The following is a 15,942-nucleotide window of genomic DNA, read 5'->3' as shown; positions in this document are numbered from 1 at the left end:
GGGAGCGGGCTTGCTCGCGAAGGGGCCGTTAATCGCAACACAACGCCCCCTCAGAAATTATCCGGTGTACGCGCCTTCTCCCGCGCATGCTCGCGGCTGATCAAGCCCTTGGTCACCAGCTCCTTCAGGCACATGTCCAGTGTCTGCATCCCCAACGACCCACCGGTCTGAATCGCTGAATACATCTGCGCCACCTTGTCCTCACGGATCAGGTTACGGATCGCCGACGTGCCCAACATGATCTCGTGCGCGGCCACCCGCCCGCCGCCGGTCTTCTTGATCAGCGTCTGCGACACCACTGCCAGCAACGACTCCGACAGCATCGAACGCACCATCGACTTCTCGTCACCGGGGAACACGTCGACCACGCGGTCAATGGTTTTCGCCGCCGAAGTGGTGTGCAGCGTGCCGAACACCAAGTGCCCGGTCTCGGCAGCGGTCAGGGCCAGGCGAATGGTTTCCAGATCGCGCATTTCACCCACCAGGATCACGTCCGGGTCTTCGCGCAACGCCGATCGCAGTGCGGTGGCGAAACTGCGGGTATCGCGATGGACTTCACGCTGATTGATCAGGCATTTGCGCGATTCGTGGACGAATTCGATGGGGTCTTCGATGGTCAGAATGTGGTGATGGCGATGGGTGTTGAGGTAATCGATCATCGCCGCCAGCGTGGTCGACTTGCCGGAACCGGTCGGCCCGGTGACCAGGACCAGCCCGCGCGGCGCATCGGTAATCTTGCGAAAGACATCGCCCATGCCGAGGTCTTCCATGCTCAGCACTTTCGACGGGATGGTACGAAACACCGCACCGGCACCACGGTTCTGGTTGAAGGCGTTGACCCGAAAGCGCGCGACACCGGGGACTTCGAAGGAAAAGTCGGTTTCCAGATGTTTCTCGAAGTCGACCCGCTGGGTGTCGTTCATGATGTCGTAGATCAGTTCGTGCACTTGCTTGTGATCCAGCGGCGGCAGATTGATCCGTCGCACATCGCCATCCACACGAATCATCGGCGGCAGACCGGCGGACAGGTGCAGGTCGGAAGCTCCCTGTTTGGCGCTGAAGGCCAGCAGTTCAGTGATATCCATAGCGCTCCTCAATTCCAGTAGAATGCCGCGAACCTTCAGACCGCCGGCGCCTCTTGATGTCCACGATAGCAGACAACATTCTTCAGGTTGGTTCGCGCATCCAGGCAGCAGCCAAAGCTGCGAACCGCGACGAAAACAGTATTCAGTTGCTCGCCGTGAGCAAAACCAAACCTGCCCAGGCACTGCGCGAAGCGTATGCCGCCGGCCTGCGCGACTTTGGCGAGAACTACCTGCAGGAAGCCCTGGGCAAACAGCTCGAACTGGCCGACCTGCCCTTGATCTGGCACTTCATCGGCCCCATTCAATCGAACAAGACTCGTGCCATTGCCGAGCATTTCGACTGGGTGCACTCCGTGGATCGCCTGAAAATCGCTCAACGTCTGTCCGAACAGCGCCCGGCCGAACTGCCGCCGCTGAACATCTGCATTCAGGTAAACGTCAGCGGCGAGGCCAGCAAATCCGGCTGCACACCGGCTGACCTGCCGGCATTGGCCAAGGCCATCAGCGCTTTGCCACGACTGAAACTGCGCGGGCTGATGGCGATTCCCGAGCCAACCGAAGATCGTGCCGAGCAGGACGCGGCCTTCGCCGCCGTGCAGAAATTGCAGGCGAGCCTCGAACTGCCGCTCGACACACTTTCCATGGGCATGAGCCACGACCTCGAGTCGGCCATTGCCCAAGGCGCCACTTGGGTGCGTATCGGTACGGCCCTGTTTGGCGCGCGCGACTATTCCCAATCCTGAACGTTTCCAGATAAGGACCACACATGAGCAACACACGTATTGCGTTTATCGGTGCGGGCAACATGGCGGCCAGCCTGATCGGCGGCCTGCGCGCCAAGGGTCTGGAAGCGGCGCAGATCCGCGCCAGCGACCCCGGTAAAGAAACCCGCGCCAAGGTCAGTGCCGAACACGGCATCGAAACCTTCGCTGACAACGCCCAGGCCATCGACGGCGTCGATGTGATCGTGCTGGCGGTCAAGCCGCAGGCGATGAAAGCCGTGTGCGAGGCGATTCGCCCGAGCCTGAAGCCGAATCAACTGGTGGTTTCCATCGCCGCGGGCATCACTTGCGCGAGCATGACTGCGTGGCTCGGCGAGCAGCCGATCGTGCGCTGCATGCCGAACACTCCGGCGCTGCTGCGTCAGGGCGTCAGCGGTTTGTACGCGACCCCGGACGTGACCGCCGAGCAGCGCCAGCAAGCCGAAGAGCTGCTGTCCGCCGTCGGTATCGCCCTGTGGCTGAATGAAGAACAGCAACTGGACGCCGTGACCGCTGTGTCCGGTTCCGGCCCGGCGTACTTCTTCCTGCTGATCGAAGCCATGACCGCCGCCGGCGTCAAACTCGGCCTGCCGAAAGACATCGCCGAACAACTGACCTTGCGGACCGCGCTGGGCGCCGCACACATGGCCGTCTCCAGCGACGTCGATGCTGCCGAACTGCGTCGTCGCGTCACTTCGCCAAACGGCACCACCGAAGCCGCGATCAAATCATTCCAGGCCAATGGCTTCGAAGCCCTGGTCGAAACCGCACTCGGCGCCGCCGCGCACCGCTCGGCCGAAATGGCCGAACAACTGGGCAAATAAGGAGCCTTACATGATTGGATTGAACACCGCAGCGGTTTACGTGCTGCAAACCCTCGGCAGTCTGTACCTGCTGATCGTGCTGCTGCGCTTCGTCCTGCAACTGGTGCGGGCGAACTTCTACAACCCGCTGTGCCAGTTCATCGTCAAAGCGACCCAGCCGCTGCTCAAGCCACTGCGCCGGATCATCCCGAGCCTGTTCGGCCTCGACATGTCGTCGCTGGTGCTGGCGATTCTGGTGCAACTGGCACTGATGGCGCTGACCCTGCTGCTGACCTACGGCACCACCGGCAATCCGCTGCAACTGTTGATCTGGTCGCTGATCGGCGTGACCGCGCTGTTCCTGAAGATTTTCTTCTTCGCCCTGATCATCAGCGTGATCCTTTCGTGGGTTGCACCGGGCAGCCACAACCCGGGCGCTGAACTGGTCAACCAGATCTGCGAGCCGGCACTGGCACCGTTCCGCCGCTTCCTGCCAAGCATGGGCGGTCTGGACTTGTCGCCGATCTTCGCCTTCCTCGCGCTGAAGCTGATCGACATGCTGGTGATCAACAATCTGGCGGCGATGACGATGATGCCGGAAATCCTCCGTCTGCTGATGTGAGCTGGTTTCGATGGGACGGTGACGACTTGATCCTCGAATGTCACCTGCAACCGGCAGCCCGCAGCGATGACTTCGCCGGGCTGCACGGTGATCGCCTGAAGATCCGCCTGACAGCGCCGCCGGTCGAGGGCAAGGCCAATGCGTATCTGATGGGCTTTCTGGCCAAGGCGTTTGGGGTTTCCAAGAGCCAGGTCAGTTTGCTCAGTGGCGAGCTGAACCGGCAGAAGCGGGTGAAGATTTGCTCGCCGAAGAAGTTGCCGGATTTGCCGGGGTTGGTTGGGCGCTTGTCTTGAGTTTTGCGGCGTCTGTCCCCCTCACCCCAGCCCTCTCCCCCTGGAGAGGGAGCCGATTTGGGTGACTTTCAAGACCTGAATTCAGCCGGATATATCAGGTCGGCGTAGTTAAAAAGAACACCTCGGTCAGTCCCCTCTACCTCTGGGAGAGGGCTAGGGTGAGGGCCGCTTGCCGCTAACCCCACCGGTCTTTAGACTTACGCCTCATTTCAACGAGAGCAGGGTCGATGCCAACTGCCTTTCCCCCCGATTCTGTTGGTCTGGTGACGCCGCAAACCGCGCACTTCAGCGAACCGCTGGCGCTGGCCTGTGGCCGTTCGCTGGCCGCCTATGACCTGATCTACGAAACCTACGGCACGCTGAACGCGCAGGCGAGCAACGCCGTGCTGATTTGCCACGCCTTGTCCGGCCACCATCACGCTGCCGGCTATCACAGCGTCGACGACCGCAAGCCCGGCTGGTGGGACAGCTGCATCGGCCCCGGCAAGCCCATCGACACCAACAGATTCTTCGTGGTCAGCCTGAACAACCTTGGCGGCTGCAATGGCTCCACCGGCCCGAGCAGCATCAACCCCGACACTGGCAAACCGTTCGGCGCCGACTTCCCGGTGCTCACCGTGGAAGACTGGGTGCACAGCCAGGCACGTCTCGCCGACTTGCTCGGCATCGGCCAGTTCGCGGCAGTGATTGGCGGCAGCCTCGGCGGCATGCAAGCGTTGCAATGGACCATCACTTATCCGGATCGCGTGCGTCACTGTCTGGCCATCGCCTCGGCACCGAAGCTGTCGGCGCAGAACATCGCCTTCAACGAGGTCGCGCGTCAGGCGATCCTGACGGACCCGGAGTTCCACGGCGGTTCGTTCCAGGAAGCAGGCGTGATCCCCAAGCGCGGCTTGATGCTGGCGCGCATGGTCGGGCACATCACTTACCTGTCCGACGATTCCATGGGCGAAAAATTCGGTCGCGGCCTCAAGAGCGAGAAGCTCAACTACGACTTCCACAGCGTCGAGTTCCAGGTCGAAAGCTACCTGCGTTATCAGGGCGAAGAGTTCTCCGGACGCTTCGACGCCAACACTTATCTATTGATGACCAAGGCACTGGACTACTTCGATCCGGCGGCGAACTTCGACGATAACCTGGCGAAAACCTTTGAAAATGCCACGGCCAAGTTCTGTGTGATGTCGTTCACCACCGACTGGCGCTTCTCCCCGGCGCGTTCGCGCGAGCTGGTGGACGCGCTGATGGCGGCGCGCAAGGACGTCAGCTATCTGGAGATCGACGCGCCGCAGGGCCACGACGCCTTCCTGATTCCGATCCCTCGCTACTTGCAGGCGTTCGGCAATTACATGAACCGCATCACGTTGTGAGAAAGCCATGAGAGCTGATCTGGAAATCATCCAGGAATGGATACCCGCCGGCAGCCGCGTCCTCGACCTCGGTTGCGGTGACGGCGAGTTGCTGACCTGGCTGCGCGACAACAAGAACGTCACCGGTTATGGCCTGGAAAACGACGCCGACAACATTGCCGAGTGCGTGGCCAAAGGCGTCAACGTCATCGAGCAGGATCTGGACAAGGGGCTGGGCAACTTCGCCAGCAACAGTTTCGACATCGTCGTCATGACCCAGGCCCTGCAAGCCGTGCACTACCCGGACAAGATCCTCGACGAAATGCTCCGCGTCGGCCGTCAGTGCATCATTACCTTCCCGAATTTCGGCCACTGGCGCTGCCGCTGGTATCTGGCGAGCAAGGGACGCATGCCGGTCTCCGAGTTCCTGCCGTATACCTGGTACAACACGCCGAACATCCACTTCTGCACCTTCGAAGACTTTGAAGAACTTTGCCGCGAACGTGATGCGAAGGTCATTGATCGGCTTGCCGTGGATCAACAGCACCGGCACGGGTGGGCCAGTAAGCTATGGCCTAATCTGTTGGGTGAGATCGGTATCTACCGCGTCAGCAGCCCGCAGCTTGCAGACCACAAAGTCGCGGTCTGAATTCCGGCATTTCGAGGAGCACGATCATGGTTCGTTTAGCGATGTTGTTACTGACTGCTTGCCTGAGCGCCAGCGCCCTGGCGGCCGACGTCATCAAGGGTGAACGCAAGGAAACCTTCGGCGACGTGACGGTGCACTACAACACTTTCAACTCGACGTACCTGCAACCGGACATCGCCAAGGCTGCCGAGCTTACTCGCAGCAAGAACCAGGGCGTAATCAATGTTTCGGTGATCAAGGATGGCAAACCGTTGATCGCCAACGTCACCGGCACGGTCAAAGACCTGACCAGCAACAGCGTGCCGCTGAAATTTCGCCAGATCACCGAACAGGGCGCGATCTACTACATCGCCCAGTATCCGGTGGAGCAACAGGAAACCCGCACCTTTGAAATCAAGGTGCAGCATGGCGACAAGATCAACATCATCAATTTCAACCAAGAACTCTTTCCCGGCGAATGATGAACATCAAGCAGCTCGTACTGGCCAGCCATAACGCCGGCAAACTCAAAGAACTCCAGGCCATGCTCGGCGAATCGGTGCAACTGCGCTCGATTGGCGAGTGGAGCAAGGTCGAGCCGGAAGAAACCGGTCTGTCCTTCGTCGAGAACGCGATCCTCAAAGCGCGCAACGCCGCGCGCATTTGCGGGCTGCCGGCGCTGGCCGACGATTCCGGTCTGGCGGTTGATTTCCTCGGCGGTGCGCCGGGCATCTATTCGGCACGTTACGCCGACGGCAAGGGCGATGCGGCAAACAACGCCAAACTGCTCGATGCGCTCAAGGACGTGCCGGAAGCCGAACGCGGTGCGCAGTTCGTTTGCGTGCTGGCGCTGGTGCGACATGCCGACGATCCGCTGCCGATCCTCTGCGAAGGCCTGTGGCACGGGCGCATTCTGACCGCTGCCAGCGGCGAGCACGGTTTTGGCTATGACCCGCTGTTCTGGGTGCCGGAGCGCGATGTGTCCAGCGCCGAACTGAGCCCGGCGGACAAGAACCAGATCAGCCACCGCGCCCGAGCAATGGATCTGCTGCGCCAGCGTCTGGGCTTGAAATGACCGGTGATTCTTCTGCGTCGTCGCTGATCGTCGGCGGCGCCGCTTCTTCGCCTCGGGCGCCGCTGCCGACGCTACCGCCGCTGGCGCTGTACATCCACATCCCGTGGTGTGTGCGCAAATGCCCGTATTGCGACTTCAACTCCCACACCGCCAGCCCGGTGCTGCCGGAGCAGGAATACGTCGATGCGCTGCTGGCCGATCTCGATCAGGATCTGCACGCCGTGTACGGTCGTGAAATCAGTTCGATCTTTTTCGGTGGCGGCACGCCGAGCCTGTTCAGCGCCGCAGCCCTTGGGCGTTTGCTGGAAGGCGTCGAGCAGCGCATTCCGTTCGCCCACGACATCGAAATCACCCTGGAAGCCAATCCGGGCACCTTCGAGCAAGAGAAGTTCGTCGCGTACCGCAAGCTGGGGATCAATCGGCTGTCGATTGGTATCCAGAGCTTCCAGCAGGAAAAGCTCAAGGCGCTGGGGCGCATTCACAACGGTGACGAAGCGGTGCGCGCGGCCGGCATGGCGCGGCAGGCCGGGTTTGATAACTTCAACCTCGACTTGATGCACGGCTTGCCCGATCAGTCGCCGGACGACGCCCTCAGCGATCTGCGCCAGGCCATCGAACTGAAGCCGACACACATTTCCTGGTATCAGCTGACGCTGGAGCCGAACACGGTATTCTGGAATCAGCCGCCAGTGCTGCCGGAGGACGACACGCTGTGGGACATTCAAGAGGCCGGGCAGGCACTGCTGGCCGAGCACGGTTACGCGCAGTACGAAGTGTCGGCGTATGCACTGGCCGGACGCCCGGCGCGGCATAACCTCAATTACTGGAGTTTTGGCGACTTCATCGGCATCGGTGCGGGAGCGCACGGCAAGCTGAGCCACCCGGACGGGCGCATCTTGCGCACCTGGAAGACGCGGCTGCCGAAGGACTACCTCAACCCCGCCAAAAGCTTTCAGGCCGGCGAAAAAGCGCTGACCAATGACGAGATGCCGTTCGAGTTTCTGATGAACGCCTTGCGCCTGACCGCAGGCGTCGAATCGCGGCTGTATCCGGAACGCACCGGCCTGTCGCTGGAAAGCCTTGCTGAAGGCCGGGCAGCGGCAGAACAAAGCGGTCTGTTGCAGGTCGAACCGTCACGTCTGGCGGCTACCGAGCGCGGACAGCTGTTCCTCAACGACTTGCTGCAACAATTTCTGAACTGACTTCAGTCAAGGGAAAACGCATGGATTTGATACTCGACCTGCTCGCCACTGTCTCCCGCTGGAGCCGCAGCAACCTCTCGGAAATCGCCCTGGCGCTGGTCGGCTGCCTGCTGGTGCTGTTTGGCGCTGACTTCAAAGGCTGGGTCGAGCAACGCTTGGGCAGCATCGCCGGCGCCTTGCGCGTGCCGCTGATGGCGTTGCTGTGCGTGATCGGCAGCGGCGCAGCGCTGATCTACGCCACGCCGTGGGTGGTCAAGGGCTTGAGTCAGTTCAACAACTACAGCCTGGCGCCGGTCCTGCTGGTGGTCCTGGTGCTCATCGGCGTCGTCGCCGACCGCCGCTGATTCCGCAAACACCCCAAAACAACTGTGGGAGCGAGCCTGCTCGCGAATACGGTGTGTCAGTCAACATCAGTGTTGAATGAACATCCGCTTTCGCGAGCAGGCTCGCTCCCACCGTTTTTATTGCGTGACGCTTACGACAGTTTTTCGAACTTCAGATCCCAGACGCCATGACCAAGACGTTCGCCGCGGCGTTCAAACTTGGTGATCGGGCGTTCGGCCGGGCGTGGTACGCATTTACCGTCTTCGGCAAGATTGCGGTAGCCCGGGGCGACATTCATCACTTCCAGCATGTACTCGGCATACGGTTCCCAGTCGGTGGCCATGTGCAGAATGCCGCCGACCTTCAACTTGCTGCGCACCAGTTCAGCGAACGACGCCTGAACGATACGGCGCTTGTGGTGACGGCTCTTGTGCCACGGGTCCGGGAAGAACAGCATCAGGCGGTCGAGGCTGTTATCGGCGATGCAGCGGTTGAGCACTTCGATCGCGTCGCAATCGTAGACCCGCAGGTTGGTCAGGCCCTGGGTCAGCACGCCATTGAGCAGCGCGCCAACACCCGGACGGTGTACTTCAACACCGATGAAATCCTGATCCGGTGCTGCAGCCGCCATTTCCAGCAGCGAGTGGCCCATGCCGAAACCGATCTCCAGCGAGCGCGGCGCCGACCGGCCAAACACCTGATCGTAGTCCACCGGCGCGTCGGCCAGCGGCAGCACGTACAGCGGCGCACCCTGATCCAGACCGCGTTGCTGGCCTTCGGTCATGCGCCCGGCGCGCATCACGAAACTCTTGATGCGGCGGTGTTGGCGCTCGTCGCCTTCTTCCGTCTGGATAGGCGTGTCGTTCGATTCAGTCATCAATGGCTCTTACTTGATCAGACCATCCAGCGGCGAAGAGGCGCTGGCATAGAGTTTTTTCGGCATACGGCCCGCGAGGTAGGCCAGACGGCCTGCGACGATGGCGTGCTGCATGGCTTGGGCCATCATCACCGGTTGCTGGGCGTGAGCGATGGCGGAGTTCATCAATACCGCGTCGCAGCCCAGTTCCATGGCGATGGTGGCGTCGGAAGCGGTGCCGACACCGGCATCGACCAACACGGGAATTGTGGCCTCTTCGAGGATGATCTGCAGGTTGTAGGGGTTGCAGATACCCAGACCGGAACCGATCAGGCCGGCCAGCGGCATGACCGCGATGCAGCCGATTTCCGCCAGTTGCCGGGCGATGATCGGGTCATCGCTGGTATAGACCATCACGTCGAAACCTTCCTTGACCAGCGTTTCGGCGGCCTTGAGGGTTTCGATCACGTTGGGAAACAAGGTTTTCTGGTCAGCCAGCACTTCCAGCTTCACCAGGTTGTGGCCGTCGAGCAGCTCACGGGCCAGGCGGCAGGTGCGCACGGCTTCGATGGCGTCGTAGCAACCGGCAGTGTTCGGCAGGAAGGTGTAGCGATCCGGCGACAGGACGTCGAGCAGATTAGGTTCGCCTTCGATCTGACCCAGGTTGGTGCGGCGCACGGCGAAGGTGACAATCTCGGCACCCGAGGCTTCGATGGCCTGACGGGTTTCTTCCATGTCACGGTACTTGCCGGTACCAACCAGCAAACGCGACTGGTAAGTACGACCCGCCAGGACGAAAGGCTTGTCGCTACGAACGATGCTCATGGGGAATCCTCTTTAGGGGTGAGGGTCTTGCAGAATTCTGGGGCCGTGGGGGCCAGCGAATCAGCCGCCGCCGATGGCGTGAACCACTTCAACGTTGTCGCCGTCGTTGAGCGTGGTGTCGGCATGCTGGCTGCGCGGGACGATATCCAGATTGAGTTCGACTGCCACCCGGCGTCCGGTCAGTTCCAGACGAGTGATCAGGGCCGCAACGGTCTCGCCGTCGGGCAGTTCAAGGGATTCGCCGTTCAACTGAATGCGCATGCGTAACGCCGCCATCATTTTTAGGGGCTGGCATTCTAGCCCGATCATGACCTAAAGGTCAGCACCAAGCGTCAAGCGGTTGGTTGCAAGCGCCAGGCGGTGAGCCCCAGACACAGCCAGCCGATCAGAAACGCCAGACCACCGAACGGGGTGATGATGCCGAGCTTGCTGATGCCGGTGGTGGTCAGCACGTACAGACTGCCGGAGAACAACAGGATGCCCACGGTGAACGACACGCCCGCCCACGTGACCAGTCGCCCCTGAATCTGAGTCGCCAGCAGTGCCACGCCGAACAGCGCCAGGGTATGCACCAATTGGTAGGTCACGCCGGTATGGAAAATCGCCAGATACTCGGGCGTCAGACGGTTTTTCAGGCCATGGGCGGCAAACGCGCCCAATGCGACCCCGGTGAAACCGAAAAAAGCGGCCAGCATCAGAAAGCCACGCAGCATTTGGAACTCCAGTCAGACTCGTTCGGCAGGGTCTGTATAATGGCCCGCTCCACCGGTTCGGCCAAGCCATCTCTATGCTGCGTATTATTTTCCGTCGTCTTATGAAGGCCCTGCTCTGGTTCGCGGGCGGTAGCGTATTGCTGGTGCTGGTGTTTCGCTTCGTGCCGCCACCGGGAACGGCGCTGATGGTCGAGCGCAAGATCGAATCCTGGGTCGACGGCGAACCGATTGACCTGCAACGCACGTGGAAGCCGTGGGACGAGATCTCCGATGACCTCAAAGTCGCGGTCATGGCCGGTGAGGACCAGAAGTTTCCCGAGCATTGGGGCTTTGACTTCAGCGCAATCCAGGCCGCACTGGCGCACAACGAACTGGGCGGCTCGATTCGCGGCGCCAGCACCTTGAGCCAGCAGGTGTCGAAGAACCTGTTTCTGTGGGCCGGGCGTAGTTATCTGCGTAAAGGTCTGGAGGCGTGGTTTACCGCACTGATCGAGGTGTTCTGGCCCAAGCAGCGGATTCTTGAGGTGTACCTGAACAGCGTCGAGTGGGATGACGGAGTGTTCGGCGCCGAGGCGGCGGCCCGCCATCATTTTGGGGTGAGCGCCAAATCACTGTCCCGCCAGCAGGCGAGTTATCTTGCTGCCGTTTTACCGAACCCACGTGTATGGAGTGCCAGCCATCCAACGGCTTATGTCTCGCGCCGCGCCGGGTGGATTCGCCAGCAGATGAGTCAGTTGGGTGGGGATAATTATCTGCTGGGGCTGAATGATTCGCGTCGGGCGCCGTGGGCTCGATGATCAGTCACTGTTTTTGTAGACACTGAAAATCCCTGTGGGAGCGGGCTTGCCCGCGATAGCGGTGGTTCAGCAAACATCTACGTGACTGGCCCGACGCCATCGCTGGCAAGCCAGCTCCCACAGGAGCTTATGCTGCCAAAGCAAAGATACGCGCATAAAAAACGCCCCGATCATCGCTGATCGGGGCGTTTTTTATTGCCTGCTCGCCGGTTATGCAGCGATCGACAACTTGAGCTTGTTCATCGCGCTCTTCTCGAGCTGACGAATACGCTCGGCCGACACGTTGTACTTCTGCGCCAGGTCGTGCAGCGTAGCTTTCTCTTCTGCCAGCCAGCGCTGGTAGAGGATGTCGCGGCTGCGTTCGTCCAGCACTTCCAGTGCTTCATGCAGATTGCTGTTGGAATTGTCGCTCCAGTCAGCATCTTCCAGTTGACGCGCCGGGTCGTACCGGTGGTCTTCCAGATAGTTGGCCGGCGACTGGAAAGCGCTGTCGTCGTCGGCTTCAGCAGCCGGGTCGAAGGCCATGTCATGGCCGGTCAGGCGACTTTCCATCTCACGCACTTCCCGCGGTTCAACGCCGAGGCTTTCCGCCACACGGTGGACTTCCTCGTTGTTCAACCATGCCAGACGCTTCTTCTGGCTGCGCAGGTTGAAGAACAGCTTGCGCTGGGCCTTGGTGGTCGCGACTTTCACGATGCGCCAGTTGCGCAGGATGAACTCGTGAATTTCCGCCTTGATCCAGTGCACGGCGAACGACACCAGTCGAACACCCATTTCCGGGTTGAAACGTTTTACAGCCTTCATCAGGCCGACGTTACCTTCCTGGATCAGGTCAGCCTGAGCCAGGCCGTAACCGGAATAGCTACGGGCAATGTGTACGACAAAACGCAGGTGGGCGAGCACCATCTGCCGAGCCGCCCCCAAATCCTGCTCATAGTAGAGACTCTCGGCCAGTTCACGCTCCTGCTCCGGCGTCAGCAATGGAATGCTGTTGACGGTGTGCACGTAAGCTTCCAGGTTCGCACCCGGAACCAACGCATACGCAGGTTGCAAAGAATTGGTCATACGAAAAAACCTCCGACTTACATACTCGTGCTTCTCAGCACTGCGAAAAATTGACCGGGAACTCAAGAGCAAGTTCCCAAAAAACCGCAAGGCCAATCACGCGCAAAAAAGATTCTACTTCGGCGCCAGCTCCCTGAGATGACGTGCGACTGCAATCCATGCACCGATATAACCCAACAGCACCGCGCCAAGCAAGAGCGACAGACCATCGGCTACTGGCACTCCGGCCAGCGCGAAATCACTGCCGTACAAGCCGGCCAGCCCAACCACCGCATCGTTCAACCAGTTCAGGCCGAACGCCAACACACCCCAGGACAACAGCCCGGCACCAAAGCCATACAGCGCACCCATATAAAGGAAGGGACGACGCACATAGCTGTCAGTGCCGCCGACGAGTTTAATCACTTCTATCTCTGTGCGGCGGTTTTCAATATGAAGACGAATGGTATTGCCTATCACCAAAAGTAATGCAGAAACCAAAAGCACGGTCAGACCGAAGACAAATCGATCGCCGAGTTTGAGGATGGCGGCCAGACGCTCGACCCAGACTAGATCAAGTTGCGCCTGTTGTACCTTCGGCAACTCGGAAAGTTTTTGTCTTAATGCTTCCAGGGTCGGCTTGTCGACTTCGTTCGGAGTGACCAGCACCACGCCCGGCAACGGGTTCTCCGGCAGTTCGCGCAGGGCTTCGCCCAGACCGGACTGTTGCTGGAACTCTTCCAGCGCCTGATCACGGCCGACATATTCAGCATCAGCTACGCCGGGCATGCCTTTGATCTGTTCACGCAACGATTCGCCCTGCTCCGGGCTGGCATCGAGTTGCAGGTACAACGAGATCTGCGCCGCACGCTGCCACGAACCGCCAAGGCGTTCGACGTTGTTCAGCAACAACGACAGGCCCATCGGCAAGCTTAACGCCACGGCCATCACCAGGCAGGTGAAGAAGCTGCCAATCGGCTGCTTGCCGAGGCGACGCAGACTGTCGAGCAGGCTGGCGCGATGGCTTTCGACCCAGGCATGGAATAACGTGGCGAAATCCGGGCCATCGTCATCGTCGTGTTTTTTCTTCTTCGGCGGCTGCGGATCGGCGGCCTTCGGGGCCACGCGCTCGGAAACCTTCGGACTGCGTGTCGCACTCATACCCCGGCCTCCCCGTCACCGATCAATCGGCCACGTTGCAGGGTCAGCATGCGGTGACGCATGCGCGCGATCAGCGCCAGGTCGTGACTGGCAATCAGCACGCTGGTGCCCAGCCGGTTGATGTCTTCGAACACGCCCATGATCTCGGCCGCCAGACGCGGGTCGAGGTTACCGGTCGGTTCGTCCGCCAGCAGCAAGGCCGGGCGGTGAACGATGGCGCGGGCGATGCCGACGCGCTGTTGCTGACCGGTGGACAGGTCGCCCGGGTACAAATCGGTTTTATCCGACAGCGCCACACGCTCCAGCGCCGAGTCGACACGCTTGGCGATTTCAGCCTTGGACAGGCCGAGAATCTGCAGCGGCAAGGCGACGTTGTTGAATACCGTGCGATCAAACAGCAACTGGTGATTCTGGAACACCACGCCGATCTGCCGACGCAGGAACGGAATCTGCGCGTTGCTGATGGTGCTCAGGTCTTGCCCGGCGAGCAGCAGTTTGCCGCTGGTCGGACGCTCCATGGCCAGCAACAGGCGCAACAAGGTGGATTTACCGGCGCCGGAGTGGCCGGTGACAAACAAGAACTCGCCACGACGGACTCGAAAGCTCAGCTCATGCAAGCCGACGTGACCGTTCGGGTAGCGTTTACCGACCTGTTCGAAACGAATCATGAACGCTCCCGCTCGGCAAACAATGCCTGGACAAAGGGTTCGGCTTCAAAAGTACGCAAATCGTCGATGCCTTCACCGACGCCGATGTAGCGGATCGGCAGACCGAACTGCTTGGCCAGGGCGAAGATCACCCCGCCCTTGGCGGTGCCGTCGAGTTTGGTCAGCGCCAGGCCGGTCAGTTCGACGGTCTGGTTGAATTGCTTGGCCTGGTTGATGGCGTTCTGACCCGTACCGGCGTCGAGCACCAGCAGCACTTCGTGCGGCGCATCGGCGTCGAGCTTGCCGATCACCCGGCGAACCTTTTTCAGTTCTTCCATCAAGTTGTCTTTGGTGTGCAGACGACCGGCGGTGTCAGCGATCAGCACGTCGATACCGCGCGCCTTGGCAGCCTGCACGGCGTCAAAGATCACCGAAGCCGAGTCAGCGCCGGTGTGCTGGGCGATCACCGGAATCTTGTTGCGCTCGCCCCAGACCTGCAATTGCTCCACAGCGGCCGCGCGGAAGGTGTCACCGGCGGCGAGCATGACCTTCTTGCCTTCCAGCTGCAGTTTCTTCGCCAGCTTGCCGATGGTGGTGGTCTTGCCGGCGCCGTTGACGCCAACCACCAGAATCACGAACGGCTTGTGCTGCGAGGCGATTTTCAGCGGTTGTTCGACCGGCTTGAGCATCGCGGCCAGTTCGGCCTGCAGGGATTTGTACAGCGCGTCGGCATCGGCCAGCTCTTTGCGAGCGACCTTCTGGGTCAGACGCTGGATGATCTGCGTGGTGGCTTCGACACCCACGTCAGCGGTGAGCAGACGGGTTTCGAGGTCATCGAGCAGATCGTCGTCGATGGTTTTGCGGCCGAGAAACAGACTGGCCATGCCTTCGCCGATGCTGGCGCTGGTTTTCGACAGACCTTGCTTGAGGCGAGCGAAGAAGCCGGCCTTGGTTTCTTCGGTGCGTGGGGCTGCGACAGGGGTCTCGGCAACCACTTCAACCGGCACGACTGAAGTAGCCGCAACAGGTGCAGGCTCGGGCGGCTGAACGACCGGAGGAACCGGAGCAACAAACGCCGGCGCAACAGGCTCAGCAACAACCGGCGCAGGCTCGACGACCGGCTCAACCTCAGGCACCGGAGTCACCTCTGACACTAACGCAGCAGGCGCAGGAATTTCCGGGGTGATGTGTGGCGCAGCCTCTTCAACCAATGCCACCGGCTCTTCCGCCACGGGCAAGGTCAGCCACGGCTCGGACGCTGGCGTCAGCGGCAACTCGGCAGCCACAGGGGCTTCAGGTTCTGGCTCTGCCGCCGGTTGCAGCACCGGTTCGGCAATCGGCAGCACGATCGGTGCCGGCTCTTCTTCTAGTACCGGTGCCGGCGCAGGGGCTGGTTCAGGAATCGCGGGCGGCTGTTCGACGACGGGTTCCTGCGGTTTCTTACGCAGCCATCCGAACAGGCTTTTCTTCTCGCCAGCCGCAGCTGGGGTCTTCTTGTCGTCGTTGGAACCAAACATGGAGGACGGCTATCTCACGGTAGCGACGCGCCATAAGGGCGCCCCGGCAAATAAATATTCGATGCAGAACAGACTGTGTTTCATCCAGCTTGTTCACGCGCAACATTTTGTCGAGGCGCCACAGGCACCTCAAAGATCGTTTTAACGAAGGTCTAAACCGGTAAAAATCGGCGAAAACGCGGAGTTTAGTAGGTAAAACACTGCTTTGCGCCGTAAACCCATTCAGCCTGATCAAGTCTTGAA

The 15,942-nt window shown here is 60.6% G+C and carries 20 protein-coding genes; 11 read left to right on the top strand and 9 right to left on the bottom strand.

Features of this window, described 5'->3' with window-relative positions:
* Positions 1 to 50: 50 nt before the first annotated feature.
* Entirely contained in the window at positions 51 to 1,085 is a 1,035-nt protein-coding gene (locus tag AACY19_RS12655) for a type IV pilus twitching motility protein PilT (RefSeq protein WP_339450572.1), read from the bottom strand.
* Positions 1,086 to 1,141: 56 nt separating this feature from the next.
* Between AACY19_RS12655 and AACY19_RS12650 the strand changes: the two genes are divergently transcribed.
* From AACY19_RS12650 to AACY19_RS12605, 10 genes are all read left to right on the top strand, one after another.
* Positions 1,142 to 1,828, top strand: coding sequence for a YggS family pyridoxal phosphate-dependent enzyme (locus tag AACY19_RS12650; protein WP_339450570.1), 687 nt, complete (start codon positions 1,142 to 1,144; stop codon positions 1,826 to 1,828).
* A gap of 23 nt (positions 1,829 to 1,851) precedes the next feature.
* Positions 1,852 to 2,670: a pyrroline-5-carboxylate reductase gene (gene proC, locus AACY19_RS12645; RefSeq protein ID WP_339450568.1), complete on the top strand. Its 819-nt coding sequence runs from the start codon at positions 1,852 to 1,854 to the stop codon at positions 2,668 to 2,670.
* A gap of 10 nt (positions 2,671 to 2,680) precedes the next feature.
* Positions 2,681 to 3,271, top strand: coding sequence for a YggT family protein (locus AACY19_RS12640; protein ID WP_339450566.1), 591 nt, complete (start codon positions 2,681 to 2,683; stop codon positions 3,269 to 3,271).
* Positions 3,268 to 3,564 (top strand): DUF167 domain-containing protein, encoded by a 297-nt coding sequence (locus AACY19_RS12635; RefSeq protein ID WP_007913642.1) that lies wholly within the window; start codon positions 3,268 to 3,270, stop codon positions 3,562 to 3,564. The genes AACY19_RS12640 and AACY19_RS12635 overlap by 4 nt, the downstream gene beginning before the upstream one ends.
* Positions 3,565 to 3,791: 227 nt before the next feature.
* Positions 3,792 to 4,931: a homoserine O-succinyltransferase MetX gene (gene metX / locus AACY19_RS12630; protein WP_339450564.1), complete on the top strand. Its 1,140-nt coding sequence runs from the start codon at positions 3,792 to 3,794 to the stop codon at positions 4,929 to 4,931.
* A gap of 7 nt (positions 4,932 to 4,938) precedes the next feature.
* A complete protein-coding gene (gene metW, locus AACY19_RS12625) occupies positions 4,939 to 5,559 on the top strand; it encodes a methionine biosynthesis protein MetW (RefSeq protein ID WP_095121520.1) in 621 nt (206 codons plus the stop codon).
* A 26-nt stretch (positions 5,560 to 5,585) separates the two neighbouring features.
* Entirely contained in the window at positions 5,586 to 6,020 is a 435-nt protein-coding gene (locus AACY19_RS12620) for a DUF4426 domain-containing protein (protein ID WP_339450558.1), read from the top strand.
* Positions 6,017 to 6,613, top strand: coding sequence for an RdgB/HAM1 family non-canonical purine NTP pyrophosphatase (rdgB, locus tag AACY19_RS12615; RefSeq protein WP_339450556.1), 597 nt, complete (start codon positions 6,017 to 6,019; stop codon positions 6,611 to 6,613). The genes AACY19_RS12620 and rdgB overlap by 4 nt, the downstream gene beginning before the upstream one ends.
* Positions 6,610 to 7,815, top strand: coding sequence for a radical SAM family heme chaperone HemW (hemW, locus tag AACY19_RS12610; protein WP_339450554.1), 1,206 nt, complete (start codon positions 6,610 to 6,612; stop codon positions 7,813 to 7,815). Before rdgB ends, hemW begins: the two co-directional genes overlap by 4 nt.
* Positions 7,816 to 7,835: 20 nt before the next feature.
* A complete protein-coding gene (locus AACY19_RS12605) occupies positions 7,836 to 8,159 on the top strand; it encodes a DUF3392 domain-containing protein (RefSeq protein WP_003229134.1) in 324 nt (107 codons plus the stop codon).
* A 131-nt stretch (positions 8,160 to 8,290) separates the two neighbouring features.
* Here AACY19_RS12605 and trmB read toward each other — a convergent pair whose 3' ends face one another.
* The 4 genes from trmB to AACY19_RS12585 all read right to left on the bottom strand — a co-directional run bounded on the left by trmB (position 8,291) and on the right by AACY19_RS12585 (position 10,533).
* Positions 8,291 to 9,016: a tRNA (guanosine(46)-N7)-methyltransferase TrmB gene (gene trmB / locus AACY19_RS12600; RefSeq protein WP_064589653.1), complete on the bottom strand. Its 726-nt coding sequence runs from the start codon at positions 9,014 to 9,016 to the stop codon at positions 8,291 to 8,293.
* 9 nt (positions 9,017 to 9,025) lie between these two features.
* Positions 9,026 to 9,820: a thiazole synthase gene (locus tag AACY19_RS12595; RefSeq protein WP_339450551.1), complete on the bottom strand. Its 795-nt coding sequence runs from the start codon at positions 9,818 to 9,820 to the stop codon at positions 9,026 to 9,028.
* Between the two features lie 60 nt (positions 9,821 to 9,880).
* A complete protein-coding gene (gene thiS / locus AACY19_RS12590; RefSeq protein WP_122604433.1) occupies positions 9,881 to 10,081 on the bottom strand; it encodes a sulfur carrier protein ThiS in 201 nt (66 codons plus the stop codon).
* A gap of 71 nt (positions 10,082 to 10,152) precedes the next feature.
* Positions 10,153 to 10,533 carry a DUF423 domain-containing protein gene (locus AACY19_RS12585; protein WP_339450549.1) on the bottom strand — a complete coding sequence of 127 codons (381 nt, stop codon included), beginning with the start codon at positions 10,531 to 10,533 and terminating at the stop codon, positions 10,153 to 10,155.
* A 74-nt stretch (positions 10,534 to 10,607) separates the two neighbouring features.
* On the opposite strand from AACY19_RS12585, the gene mtgA reads away from it, so the two are divergent.
* Complete coding sequence (mtgA, locus tag AACY19_RS12580; RefSeq protein WP_339450547.1) at positions 10,608 to 11,330, top strand: monofunctional biosynthetic peptidoglycan transglycosylase; 723 nt, start codon at positions 10,608 to 10,610, stop codon at positions 11,328 to 11,330.
* A gap of 210 nt (positions 11,331 to 11,540) precedes the next feature.
* Here mtgA and rpoH read toward each other — a convergent pair whose 3' ends face one another.
* The 4 genes from rpoH to ftsY all read right to left on the bottom strand — a co-directional run bounded on the left by rpoH (position 11,541) and on the right by ftsY (position 15,699).
* The gene (gene rpoH, locus AACY19_RS12575; protein ID WP_007913617.1) at positions 11,541 to 12,395 is read right to left on the bottom strand and encodes an RNA polymerase sigma factor RpoH; all 855 of its coding nucleotides are present in this window, start codon (positions 12,393 to 12,395) and stop codon (positions 11,541 to 11,543) included.
* A gap of 114 nt (positions 12,396 to 12,509) precedes the next feature.
* Positions 12,510 to 13,535: a permease-like cell division protein FtsX gene (gene ftsX / locus AACY19_RS12570; RefSeq protein WP_339450544.1), complete on the bottom strand. Its 1,026-nt coding sequence runs from the start codon at positions 13,533 to 13,535 to the stop codon at positions 12,510 to 12,512.
* Entirely contained in the window at positions 13,532 to 14,203 is a 672-nt protein-coding gene (gene ftsE, locus AACY19_RS12565; protein WP_003229148.1) for a cell division ATP-binding protein FtsE, read from the bottom strand. The genes ftsX and ftsE overlap by 4 nt, the downstream gene beginning before the upstream one ends.
* Complete coding sequence (gene ftsY, locus AACY19_RS12560) at positions 14,200 to 15,699, bottom strand: signal recognition particle-docking protein FtsY (RefSeq protein WP_339450542.1); 1,500 nt, start codon at positions 15,697 to 15,699, stop codon at positions 14,200 to 14,202. The genes ftsE and ftsY overlap by 4 nt, the downstream gene beginning before the upstream one ends.
* Positions 15,700 to 15,942: the final 243 nt, after the last annotated feature.

The sequence above is a fragment of the Pseudomonas sp. EA_5y_Pfl2_R50 genome, from assembly GCF_963970475.1.
In the GTDB taxonomy this organism is placed as follows: Bacteria; Pseudomonadota; Gammaproteobacteria; order Pseudomonadales; family Pseudomonadaceae; genus Aquipseudomonas.
This window is presented reverse-complemented; position numbering and strand designations above follow the sequence as displayed.

Coding starts and splice junctions, on each gene's coding strand:
- AACY19_RS12655 (WP_339450572.1), bottom strand. CDS start 1,085: ATGGATATCACTGAACTGCTGGCCTTCAGCGCCAAACAGGGAGCTTCC.
- AACY19_RS12650 (WP_339450570.1), top strand. CDS start 1,142: ATGTCCACGATAGCAGACAACATTCTTCAGGTTGGTTCGCGCATCCAG.
- proC (WP_339450568.1), top strand. CDS start 1,852: ATGAGCAACACACGTATTGCGTTTATCGGTGCGGGCAACATGGCGGCC.
- AACY19_RS12640 (WP_339450566.1), top strand. CDS start 2,681: ATGATTGGATTGAACACCGCAGCGGTTTACGTGCTGCAAACCCTCGGC.
- metX (WP_339450564.1), top strand. CDS start 3,792: ATGCCAACTGCCTTTCCCCCCGATTCTGTTGGTCTGGTGACGCCGCAA.
- metW (WP_095121520.1), top strand. CDS start 4,939: ATGAGAGCTGATCTGGAAATCATCCAGGAATGGATACCCGCCGGCAGC.
- AACY19_RS12620 (WP_339450558.1), top strand. CDS start 5,586: ATGGTTCGTTTAGCGATGTTGTTACTGACTGCTTGCCTGAGCGCCAGC.
- rdgB (WP_339450556.1), top strand. CDS start 6,017: ATGATGAACATCAAGCAGCTCGTACTGGCCAGCCATAACGCCGGCAAA.
- hemW (WP_339450554.1), top strand. CDS start 6,610: ATGACCGGTGATTCTTCTGCGTCGTCGCTGATCGTCGGCGGCGCCGCT.
- AACY19_RS12605 (WP_003229134.1), top strand. CDS start 7,836: ATGGATTTGATACTCGACCTGCTCGCCACTGTCTCCCGCTGGAGCCGC.
- trmB (WP_064589653.1), bottom strand. CDS start 9,016: ATGACTGAATCGAACGACACGCCTATCCAGACGGAAGAAGGCGACGAG.
- AACY19_RS12595 (WP_339450551.1), bottom strand. CDS start 9,820: ATGAGCATCGTTCGTAGCGACAAGCCTTTCGTCCTGGCGGGTCGTACT.
- thiS (WP_122604433.1), bottom strand. CDS start 10,081: ATGCGCATTCAGTTGAACGGCGAATCCCTTGAACTGCCCGACGGCGAG.
- AACY19_RS12585 (WP_339450549.1), bottom strand. CDS start 10,533: ATGCTGCGTGGCTTTCTGATGCTGGCCGCTTTTTTCGGTTTCACCGGG.
- mtgA (WP_339450547.1), top strand. CDS start 10,608: ATGCTGCGTATTATTTTCCGTCGTCTTATGAAGGCCCTGCTCTGGTTC.
- rpoH (WP_007913617.1), bottom strand. CDS start 12,395: ATGACCAATTCTTTGCAACCTGCGTATGCGTTGGTTCCGGGTGCGAAC.
- ftsX (WP_339450544.1), bottom strand. CDS start 13,535: ATGAGTGCGACACGCAGTCCGAAGGTTTCCGAGCGCGTGGCCCCGAAG.
- ftsE (WP_003229148.1), bottom strand. CDS start 14,203: ATGATTCGTTTCGAACAGGTCGGTAAACGCTACCCGAACGGTCACGTC.
- ftsY (WP_339450542.1), bottom strand. CDS start 15,699: ATGTTTGGTTCCAACGACGACAAGAAGACCCCAGCTGCGGCTGGCGAG.